The organism is Jannaschia seosinensis (assembly GCF_001408515.1).
In the GTDB taxonomy this organism is placed as follows: Bacteria; Pseudomonadota; Alphaproteobacteria; order Rhodobacterales; family Rhodobacteraceae; genus Jannaschia; species Jannaschia seosinensis.
On the sequence record NZ_CYPR01000172.1, the window covers coordinates 1 to 10328 of the forward strand.

Sequence of the window (10328 nt, forward strand, 5' to 3'; positions counted from 1 at the left end):
GCTCACGCGGGATGGCGACCTCTTCTTGAGCCGTTCCGGCGACGATGGCGGCGCGGACCTCGGCGATTGCGGCGTCGACATAGTAGGCGATGTTCGGGTCGATTCCTTCCTCTACATCGAGAGCCTCGAGGAGGTCCCGAACCACCTCACGCGCGGTCGCGCCCAGATGCGGTAGCACGTGGGACAGCAGGTGCTGATCCATTCCGTGCAGTGTAAGCGCCGTCTCGGCCCCATTGGGTTTTCGCTTGCGGTCGGGATCGCTCGGCGTATCCGGCTGCCGCTTTCGCCCTTGTGCGCGCTCAGAGTGAGCTCACTGAGGACTCCCGGATGAGCTCATTGTGAGGGGTGGGACGCCTCGGCGTAAGCCCATGGCATCAACGCGTCGATGTCCTTGTCGAGATGGCCGTTGGCGAGCTTGGTGAAGAGATCGCGTAGGTAGGCATAGGGCTCGACGCCGTTCATCTTGCAGGTGCCGATCAGGCTGGCGAAGCGCGCCCATGATCGACCGCCGTCATCGTGCCCGGCAAACAGCGCGTTGCGGCGGTTCATGGCCGGGCTGCGGATCGCGTTCTCGACGAGGTTGGAGTCCATATCGACCCGGCCATCGTCGAGGAAGAGCCGGAAGCCGTCTTGGCGCCGGAGCATGTAGGCGAGCGCCTCGCCAAGCTCGGATTTGCGCGAGATGCGCGCGGCCTGGGCGGCCAGCCAGGTGAAGAACTCATCGACCAGTGGGCGGGACAGGTTCTGGCGGACCGCCCGGCGATGATCGGGCTCCGAGCCGCGGATGGCATCCTCGACATTGTAGAGCGCAGCGATGCGCACCAGCGCCTCGTCGACGATGGGTGACCCCTTCTTCGGCTTGGCCAGATGCGTGTAGCCGCCATAGGCATCGACCTGGATCGTGCCATTGAAGCCGGTCAGGATTTCATCGGCATACGCGCCCTTTCGGCCGGGCCGATAGTGGAACACCACGCCCGGCGGCGCCGGTCCATTCCAGCCCCGCTCATCGCGCAGAACCGCCCACAGGTAGCCCGTCTTCGTCTTGCCCCGCCCGGGGTCCAGCACCGGAGCGGTCGTTTCGTCGACATAGAGCCGGGTGCTGCCCTGGATCAGGGCCTTGGCCATATGCTCCACCACCGGCTCGATCAGCGCCCCTGTCCGGCCCATCCAGTCCGCCAGCACCGAGCGGTCGATCGGCACGCCGTGCCGGGCCATGACCACGGCCTGCCGGTTCAGCGGCATGTGCTCGGAATGCTTGGATACCGCCACCTGCGCCAGCAGCGCTTCGGTGGGCCAACTGCCCTCCAGCAGGTGCGCCGGGGCTTTCGCCTGAACTACGCCCGTGCGCCCCTTGGGGCAGGCGTATTTCGGGCGGATCGTGGCGATGACCTGGTAGCGTGCCGGAATGTAATCCAGCCGTTCCGCCCGATCTTCACCAATCCGGACCATGTCGCCACAGCCGCAGGGACAGGTGATGCTGTCGGGCTCGATTACCCGTTCCACGCGCGGCAGGTGGTCCGGTAACGCCCGGGACTTGCGTGGCTTGCGCGAGGTCTTCGTCTCCGGATCGGTCGCGCTGGCCGCGACCTTCTCTTCGGCCACGGCGATCTGTTCCTGGGTCTCGGCGATGGCGGTCTCGAGATCCTCGAGAGCAAGCTCGAGCTGCGCGGGGTCCAACTTCTCCGACTTCGGCCCGAACTTCGTGCGCCGGTAGTCCTGAACCTGGCTCTCCAGCTTCGCGATCAGTGCCTTCAGTTCGGTGATGAAGGCGCTCTTCTCGGCCACCACTGCCTGCTCATGCTGGCGCGCCGCACGCTCGACCGACAGTTCGGATTGCGCGGCCTCGAACGCCTTCACCACCTCCGGCGGGAGGTCTGGAAATTGACTGAGATCGAAGGGCTGCGACATGCATTTTCCTATCCGATCCCGACAGGAAAGCCCAACAAAACATGGTCAAAACAGGTTCAGTGATTCACCCTGCCGCAGCCGGAGGCCGCACGCGCTGCGCCACCACCCGCCGCCAATCCAGCCCCTCGAACAGGGCCTCGAACTGTGCCCGCGACAACCGAATCACCCCGTCCTGAACCTTCGGCCAAGCGAAGCTGCCCTGCTCGAGGACCTTGTAGACAAGCACGAGACCCGTTCCATCCCAGACCAGGATCTTCAGGCGGTCACCGCGCTTCGATCTGAAGATCACTGTCACCCCGGAATGCGGATCGAGCTTCAGCTCGGTCTGCACGATCAGCGCCAGCGCGTGATGACCGCAGCGGAAGTCCACCGGCCGCGTCGCAATCAGGATCGGCAGGCGCTGTCCTGCGACGATCATGCCGACCCCCGCAGGGCGCGCGCCATCGCCGCAGCCCGCTCTGCCGGAACATCGCCCGGCACCCGCAGCACGAGCTCGTCGCCAATCTCGATCGTGATGACACCGCCGGTTCCGCCGCCGGCTTCCGCGGACGGGGCGTCGTCCTCCGGCTCCACCTCCGGCTCCACCGAAACCGGCACGAAGGCAGGAAGAGCATCTGACGAAACATCGGCCATGGCGTCCGCCGACAAGACCAGCTTCCCCTGACGAGCCTGACGCCGCCAATCCGAAAGCTGATGTCCCGCCAGATCATGTCGCCGCGCGACATCCACCACACGAACTCCAGGCTGAAAGCTCTCGGTGACGATCCGCGCTTTTACCTCATCCGGCCAGCGCCGGTATCCACGCGTCCGCTCCACAACCTCGATACAGCCACCAAATCCGTCCCCGCCGTCCGCCATCATAAGCTCCTTCTGAATGCTCAGAACGAGACTCGCCGCTGGCTCAGCGCGACGGAACCGCGGAAATCAATGGGGCGGGGACGGCGCTTACCGTGCAGTTGCCCGAGAACAGCCCGAGTAAGATCGACCTGCTGCTCCAGCAAGGTTCGCGAGACCAGCGTGGTCATTTCTGCACCGCCTTTCCGGCCGGGGCAGCCCGCTGCGGGGTTCGCCGCTCCACGGTGAAATCGCGACCACGCTGGGCACCGCGCCGCCGCCGCAATCGTCGGTCGGCCGCAATGTCGTGTTCGGCATGGATGCGGCCGCGGACTGCGTTCATCGCCTCGAACGGTGCGCCTTCGAGGCGGCCGAGCACGGCGGAGCCGGTAGATCGGCAGATGGCGAAGCCGCTGTGGGTCAGGGGCACGAGCAGGCGGCGCGCGCCAACGAAACGGGTCGGCTCATCGAGTCCGGCGGACAGATATTCCGCGCGGCGCCGGACGTGCACCTCGTAGCCGACATTGGAGCGGCGGCGCGAGGTCGTGCCGTAGGCAAGCAGGGCGTAGCGCTGGCCGCCATGCAACTCGACGTCGAGGATCAGGCAGGGCCGTGCCTTGGGGCGTCCTTGGTTCTCCTCCTCGGCGAGGGGAAAGTGGAAAGACACGATGTCGCCGTGGCTGACGTGGTCACGCCAAGCCTCGGTCATAGTGAATATCGTGAGTGCGCTGTCGAGCATCTCGACCTCCTTGCGATTTACATCGCCGCACCTCCCGACCTCACTCCAGGGGCTGGAGCCTCGTCTTCGTGCGCGACACCTGGCGCGTGCACGAAGACGAGGAACCTGGCCGCCAGCTTAAAGCTGATATCTTTTAGCATAGCGGTTGCACTGCCTCCGGCCCGCTGTCCATGCGCAAGCGTCAGACGGTCGAGCGTCGATAGAGCTACCTCCCACTCGCCCACTCGGTGGAACGTTAAAGCAGTCTGGGGCGACGACCGCCAATCCGCTGAGGGGTCGGAGGCATTGCATGTCGAGCCGAGGGCAACGGCCTGATGCAGATGTTGTGAGGCACCGACAAACAAGCCGGCGTCCACCGTCACATGCACCATCTCGCAGGCGGAGAGGCACTGGCACGAACGGGTCTGTCGGTGGTAGAGCGACAGTCCAAAAAAATGAGAACATGCCGCTTGCAACGCGGCAAGCCAGCAGCAATCGTCACAGAAATGCAAAGATAGAGATAGGTCAGCTCTTGTTGGATCAGACGTTCTCCGCCCGAAATTTTCGGAAAATCTCAGACTCTGAAAAACGTAAGGGGCGAGTTCGCGACTTGGATTATTTTGGGAGCGTGCGTGAAAAGACGGAGGAGCTGAAGTCCTGCATACGGGCGACGAAAGAATTTAGACGAACCCATCCTGGAAAATACTCGGATGATGAGCAGGCTCAATTTAACTTACTCAAAGAGAAGCGAGAGGAAGTTCGCAGGGAGCGAGACGATGTTCTGCTTGAGGAGTTGGAAGATGTCTCTCGGAACGTGAACAAAAGAAGTTTTGAGATTGAATTCTCCCAGGCTCCTGGGCCAGGGGGGAAGAGTGTATATGTAATCGACATAGAAAAACCAGCACCATACTATGCTATGAAGAAGCTGGAGGCGAATATATCATCATTGTATAAGTTAAAGCCCGCCAATAGAGATGAGGTTATGGATCAAGTGATCGACATCCTCTCGGACAGGTTCCCTTATCACGTTATTCGCACGGACATTACGAGCTTCTTCGAGTCCATTCCGCACAAAAATATTCTACTGAAGCTGAGGGGGGATCAGCTCCTAAGTCAAAAATCTCTCCGAATTCTTTCAAGCATACTTCATCGCTACTCATCCCTTGCGGGCACTCCAGGCGAGGGTTTGCCCAGGGGACTTGGTATAAGTTCATATTTATCAGAACTGTACATGCGAGAGTTTGATCGCACAATTGAAAGTTTGCCTGATGTTGTTTATTCTGCGCGGTATGTGGATGATATTATAGTCATCTTTGCGCCGCTACCTGGATCCGACATGCGGAACAAGAAGGGCTTAATCGAGAAGTTATTGCGTGATATCGGCCTCCTAATGAATCAAGCTCCAGGGAAGACCAAAGAATCGCCCACTGATCATAACGGACAACCTGACTCGAAGAATGGGTGGAGCTTTGAGTATCTTGGGTACAATTTGTCATTTTCAGGCGGGTTGAGCGTCCAGATGAGCCGAAAAAGATTGGAGAGATACAAGAATAGGATTAGGGGGACCTTCCAAAGGTATCGCGATCATAGCTCGAAGAATCCGAAGCGAGCCTACAGACTCCTTCTAAAGCGGGTCCGATACCTAACTTCAAATACCCAACTCACTCACAATAAGCAAAATGCGTACGTTGGGATCTATTTCAGTAACCGGCACTTGAGTGACTTTAGGGATTTGAATGCCTTGGATGGCTTGTTGAGCGGCCAAGTGCGTGGAGTTGCCAGCCTATCGCTACGTGGGAAAATAAGCGCCTGCTCATTCGTAAAAGGGCATCAGGAGCGAATCTTTAGAAGGTTCCAGAAGCCGGGTGAGTTTGAGGAAATCGTAAGGGCTTGGAAGTATGAGAACTAACAGCCGAAAGGCTACGCTTGACCCTGGGTCGCGATATCAGAGGCCAGTTGCTACTGACATCATTCCCTTCGAGGTTCCTCCATCTTTTTCGAATGCAGGGCTGTTCGCGTTTCTGGCGGCTCACGATGTCAGGATTGGCGTTTGGTCGGGCGAGCAGAGCGTTCGCTGGCGCAGCAGTGATGATCGATATGATGATGTTCTATCTATTCTTTTTAAGCTGAGGCCAAAGCAACCGGATACGTTTCGGACAGGCACCGAAATATTGGATGGGAAAGTCCACAAGATACGAGAATGGATGATAGAATCGCGGTGGACAATCCCTTTCAATTTCCGCATTTCTCATAAAGAAACCGAGTTTCGACAGCTCTCCGTGATTCACCCTCAAAATCAGCTGTTTGTTGCAGACTTTTATCACAAGCACTCGGCTCAGATCATTTACCAATGTAGCAAAAGTAGCTTCGCAATCCGGCATCCCTCATCAGTCGCTAAGACTGTCCGGTTCAAAGATCGTCTGTTCGTAGAAAGAAAGGGCAGCAGCCAGGATTCCCTCGAGGAAAGCGGGAAGGAGTATGAGGGCCTTGGCTCGTTCTTTGTTTACGAGAAGTATAGCAACATATTTAAGTTCTACGAGAACTACGACTATCTGAATGCTGAGCGCAAGTTCTCAACGCTGACAAAGCTAGATATCGCAAGCTGTTTCGACAGTATATACACTCATACTATTGCTTGGGCCACCCTCGGCCACGAAGTGGCCAAAGAGAACATCAACTCACTTGGTCCAACTTTCGGTGGGCAGTTTGATAAGCTCGTCCAAGCGATGAACAGAGGTGAGACAAACGGCATCGTGATTGGCCCTGAGTTCTCTCGGGTTTTTGCTGAGATCATCCTTCAGGACGTTGATCAAAAACTTGAGGCGATACTTTCTCTCGACCATGGGCTTCAGAACAAGGTGAATTACGAAATATTCAGGTATGTCGATGACTATTTCGTGTTCTGCAGCGATAGCCAGGTTTCTGACTGTATCAAGAAGTGCCTTGCAGATCTTTTAAAGGGCGTGAAGCTCACCCTGAGTTCCGAGAAATCTGACTCTTACGATCGGCCAATCATAACGCCTCTGACGATCGTAAAGAACAGGATTAGCGATTGCTTGGAGAGACGGATTGTTACACGCTTCGATAAAAAGAGCAGCCCGGATGGTGGGGATGAGATCCAGCACTTTAGTGTCCGAGTTCAGGGGAGAAGCCTTATTACTGACTATAAGGCGGCACTTAAGGAGAGTGGAGTCCGATACAAGGAGGTGCTGAACTACACGCTGGCAGCAATAGAGCGACGGACCCACTATATTTTCCGGGAATTCAAGCGAAATCATCCCGAGTTGAGGGACGAGCGTGAACTCGTTCGGGCTCTGCTAGGCATTTTGGAGTTCTCGTTTTTCATTTATGCGTCCCAGCCCCGAGTTAATTTCACAGTCCGTCTCACCAGAATCGTATCTATAGTTGTTGATCAGCTGCACGAGGTGAATGTTTCGAGGGATCTCAAGGATCAGGTTTTCAAGCATGTCTTCGACAGCATCCATCGACACATCAAGCATACGCCTCACGATCGCTTTCATGAGCACGAAACGCTTTATCTCCTGCTTGCCCTGAACAAGCTCGGTCGAAACTATAGTGTTCCTGAAAGGAATCTTGCCGATTTCGTTGGGATTGAAATTGACAGTCACGGCGAATTTAGCAGGTCTCGACGCTTGAGTTATTTCGCGATTTCTGTCTATCTCTTGTATGTTCGGAACAGAAATCGCTACTCGCGCCTGCGAGCTTACTTGGAAGCCGAAGTGAGGGAGAAGTTCGCCGAGCGGAGGCCGTATATCAAGTCCGACTCTGAGTTAGTAATTGCAGCGATCGATTTGCAGTGCTGCCCGTATGTGTCTGACGGGCTCAAAGCTGACCTTGCCGCCTATTATGGGGTCGAGACAGCAAGGATTGGTTTTCTTGCCAGCGCCCGTTCTTACTGGTTTACGAACTGGGAAGGGTTTGATCTCTCAAATGAGCTTGACAAGAAGAGGGCGCGCGAGGTCTATTGATGGCAGAGCAGCGCCCGAGCTAGATTGCCTTGTGTGGATCCTTCTTGAGAAGCACTATGCGGCACACACACAAGCTCCAAGTCCTGTGTGCCTATAAACGTCAGCAGGATAATGCCGGTGGTCGGGGCGTGCCACCGGCAGCCCATCTCCATCCAACCGACGTTCAAGTTGAAAGCGCTCAGTGTGAATGTGGATGGATGCCAAGGCATATGCCGGTGGGTCTTTGCCTCACGCAGCCGGTGGCATGCCGGAGCCGGCGGCCACAACAAGTAGCTTGGTGTCGATAGCTGGAGAAATGGCTCCGGTGCGCGGGCACCACAATGGGGCGTATCTGGTGATATGCGTCGCGTTGTGGTGTCGGCGGTGAGGCAGAGGGTCGCATGGGCTCCCATGAGCAGGCGGATGCAAGGGTCGGGAACGATGTCCTTGGCTCCGGAAGGAACTGGGCGGGTTTCGGGAGGGCGGAGCGCCTTTCGCGCGGCGCGGCAGCGGCGCCGGGGTCCAGGGGTGCAACCCCTGGCGAACGACAGCCTGTGCACAAAGGCGCGCGCAGCGCGACGACTGCGCAGGCTGATTAGTGAGTAGAGGGGCATGCACACCCCGCGCCGCGCCCCTGAAGGAGTCGCGATTTCCGGATCGCAGAAGTCAGCAACATCTCCCGGGCTCCTGTCCTCCCGGAGATGCGCCCCGTGTTCGATCAACCCTCGTCCGACTGCCCCGTTGTCTGTCGTTTCAGCGGCATGTCCCCGTCCGATCTCGGCGGATTTGAGAAGCATCGCACCCGTAACGCTGGAGATCTCGGCCATGTCGATCCCTCCCGCTCTCACCTAAACCGGCACCTGATCGGGAAGGCGGGTTGGGCAGGCCGGACAATCGCCATGATCGAGGACATGAAGGCGGATAACTTCGCCGACGAGCTTGAGACGCTGACCAAGCGACGCCGGAAGTCTCAACTCAAAGCGCGAATGGTCGAGGGGCCACGCGATCCCTGGCGTGCCACCCGCCATGGCCCCCTACGGGAGGTCATCTTGACTGCCAATCGCTCGTGGTTCGACGAGATGGAGGCGGACGAGGACGGCTTTGTTGACTTCTACAAGCGCGAGCGTGGCTTCGAGGCACTCGCGAAGGCATGGCTTCTCGACAACTTTGGCGACGACGTCGTGCACGCGCGCGCGGATCTCGATGAGACGACCTATCATATCCACGCTGTCATAGTGCCGAAGGTCCAGGTTGACCTGAATGGCACGAAGCGCTGGATGCTCCAGCCGTCGAAGCACCCGCTGATCAAAGACTATGAGGCAGCGCAGGACAGCGTCGGCGAGCACTTCGCGCCATTGGGCCTTGTCCGCGGCGAACGCCGCGCGGAGGCAGTGCGCGTTGCACGCCAAGCCGGTGAGGAGCCGCCTTCCTACCGCCAGCATGTCCGGACAGTCGACTGGAGGAAAGCCGAGGACACCAGGATCGTGGAAACAAAGAAGGCGCTTGAACAGCGGGAGACAGCTTTAACCGAGCGCGAGGCGGATCTCGCGGCGAAACAAGATGACGTCGGGCGCCGAGAAGGTATCAGCACGGAGCGCGAGAAGGCTGCCGAAGATCGGAGTCGGGCGGCAGTCGAGAAGGAACAGGAAGCTGAGGCGGTGCTGGCTGTCGGGCAGGGCATCGCGGCAGGCGCCTTTGACATCGAGGACGGCGGCGGTGGATCCACTCTCGTCGACGCGCCAACTGCAAATCCTAAGCTTGTGGCGAAGCTCAGGGCCCGCATCTCTCAGTCCCCGCTCGGTCGCCGCCGTGCGCTCCATGTCTTTTCGAAAGCGCTCGCGCGGGTGCGGAAGCAGGCGCACGATGAGGCGGCGGCGCAGGTGGCTCGAGACACAAACGAGATCAAGCGTGCTGATGAGACGATCGTCGAGATCGCCGCGACACTTCCGCGCGCAGAACGCCACCGCCTCGCCGAAATTCGACGGTCACTGACTGCCCGGATCATGGTGCTCAGTGGCCGCGGAGACACTCCCAAGAACGGCCAGAAAGCTGCGGAGGAGCGGCGGGAGTAGAGCCGTGAGAGAAAAAAGAATGACCACTAATCAGTAGCTTACGTCCTGTCGGCAGGAAAAGTTCGGGAAACCGCAATTCCTCAAAAAAACGATCCGATCATTCTTCCGTCCCCGATGAAGCAAAGCACGGAGGACGCTAACCGCCATAGTGCAACAAGGAATGACTGATCATGAAAAACCTGCTCAACACCACCCGCTTCCATGCCCCCGCAGACGGCCGCGGAAGCGGCGACACGCCTCGGCGGTCCGCGCGAGAGCGCGCGTTCGCCGCGCTCGAAAAGGCGATCGACAAGGATGCCAAGGCCGAGGAGCGCGAAGAGGCTGCGCGCCGCAAAGCTGTCGGAGAACTCTTCACGACCTTCATCGAGGCAGCCGATCACGACCTCGTCGTATCCGTCTTCGCAGGCTTGGAGGTGCCCGCGACCAAGGCAAACCGAAAGCGCATCGCAGCGCATCCGCTACGCCCGGTACTGTACCCTCAGGTCTGGAAATTCGCTTGAGACGCGGGGCGTGAGCTCGTGCTGGGGCGCCTCCAGCACAAGCTGCCCATTCTGGTATTCCATGGCCTTGCAACACAACCATGGAGAAGAACGAATGGACAGGCGGAAGGATACGGCGCTTGAGGCGGTCTTGGAACAGTTGATCGAGCACGGGCCCGGCGAGATCGCATCGGTGTTCGCGCGGGCTTTCGAGCTGGCGATGCAGATCGAACGGGAGCGGTTTCTCGGCGCGAGCCATTATGAGCGCACGCCCGAGCGTCACGGCTATGCCAACGGCTACAAACCCAAGCGGATCGACACGCCTGCGGGCACGGGGAGCGGGCAGGTG

The 10328-nt window shown here is 58.7% G+C and carries 11 protein-coding genes; 5 read left to right on the plus strand and 6 right to left on the minus strand.

From position 1 onward, the window contains the following. The 6 genes from JSE7799_RS12960 to JSE7799_RS12980 all read right to left on the minus strand — a co-directional run. Nucleotides 1-202, minus strand: a 202-nt coding sequence (locus JSE7799_RS12960) for a hypothetical protein (protein WP_144431695.1), incomplete at its 3' end; no start/stop codon positions are given. Between the two features lie 131 nt (nt 203-333). Next, on the minus strand, nt 334-1908 hold the full coding sequence (tnpC, locus tag JSE7799_RS12965; RefSeq protein WP_055663997.1) for an IS66 family transposase: 1575 nt from the start codon (nt 1906-1908) through the stop codon (nt 334-336). A gap of 64 nt (nt 1909-1972) precedes the next feature. Next, nucleotides 1973-2326 (minus strand): IS66 family insertion sequence element accessory protein TnpB, encoded by a 354-nt coding sequence (gene tnpB / locus JSE7799_RS12970; RefSeq protein WP_055663998.1) that lies wholly within the window; start codon nt 2324-2326, stop codon nt 1973-1975. Further along, nucleotides 2323-2766, minus strand: a complete 444-nt coding sequence (gene tnpA, locus JSE7799_RS12975; protein WP_055663999.1) for an IS66-like element accessory protein TnpA — start codon at nt 2764-2766, stop codon at nt 2323-2325. Before tnpA ends, tnpB begins: the two co-directional genes overlap by 4 nt. Nucleotides 2767-2786: 20 nt before the next feature. After that, nucleotides 2787-2933: a hypothetical protein gene (locus tag JSE7799_RS21090; RefSeq protein WP_186201937.1), complete on the minus strand. Its 147-nt coding sequence runs from the start codon at nt 2931-2933 to the stop codon at nt 2787-2789. Continuing rightward, a complete protein-coding gene (locus JSE7799_RS12980; RefSeq protein WP_055664000.1) occupies nt 2930-3481 on the minus strand; it encodes a hypothetical protein in 552 nt (183 codons plus the stop codon). Before JSE7799_RS12980 ends, JSE7799_RS21090 begins: the two co-directional genes overlap by 4 nt. Nucleotides 3482-3923: 442 nt before the next feature. On the opposite strand from JSE7799_RS12980, the gene drt3a reads away from it, so the two are divergent. The 5 genes from drt3a to JSE7799_RS21100 form a co-directional block, all read left to right on the plus strand. After that, nucleotides 3924-5369 (plus strand): antiviral reverse transcriptase Drt3a, encoded by a 1446-nt coding sequence (gene drt3a, locus JSE7799_RS12990; protein ID WP_222101763.1) that lies wholly within the window; start codon nt 3924-3926, stop codon nt 5367-5369. After that, on the plus strand, nt 5359-7449 hold the full coding sequence (gene drt3b / locus JSE7799_RS12995) for an antiviral reverse transcriptase Drt3b (protein WP_083480582.1): 2091 nt from the start codon (nt 5359-5361) through the stop codon (nt 7447-7449). Before drt3a ends, drt3b begins: the two co-directional genes overlap by 11 nt. 689 nt (nt 7450-8138) lie before the next feature. Continuing rightward, complete coding sequence (locus JSE7799_RS13000) at nt 8139-9500, plus strand: plasmid recombination protein (RefSeq protein ID WP_144431696.1); 1362 nt, start codon at nt 8139-8141, stop codon at nt 9498-9500. A 170-nt stretch (nt 9501-9670) separates the two neighbouring features. Then, complete coding sequence (locus tag JSE7799_RS21095) at nt 9671-10000, plus strand: hypothetical protein (RefSeq protein WP_055664004.1); 330 nt, start codon at nt 9671-9673, stop codon at nt 9998-10000. 94 nt (nt 10001-10094) lie between these two features. After that, on the plus strand, nt 10095-10328 hold a 234-nt coding region (locus JSE7799_RS21100; RefSeq protein WP_186201938.1), incomplete at its 3' end, for a transposase.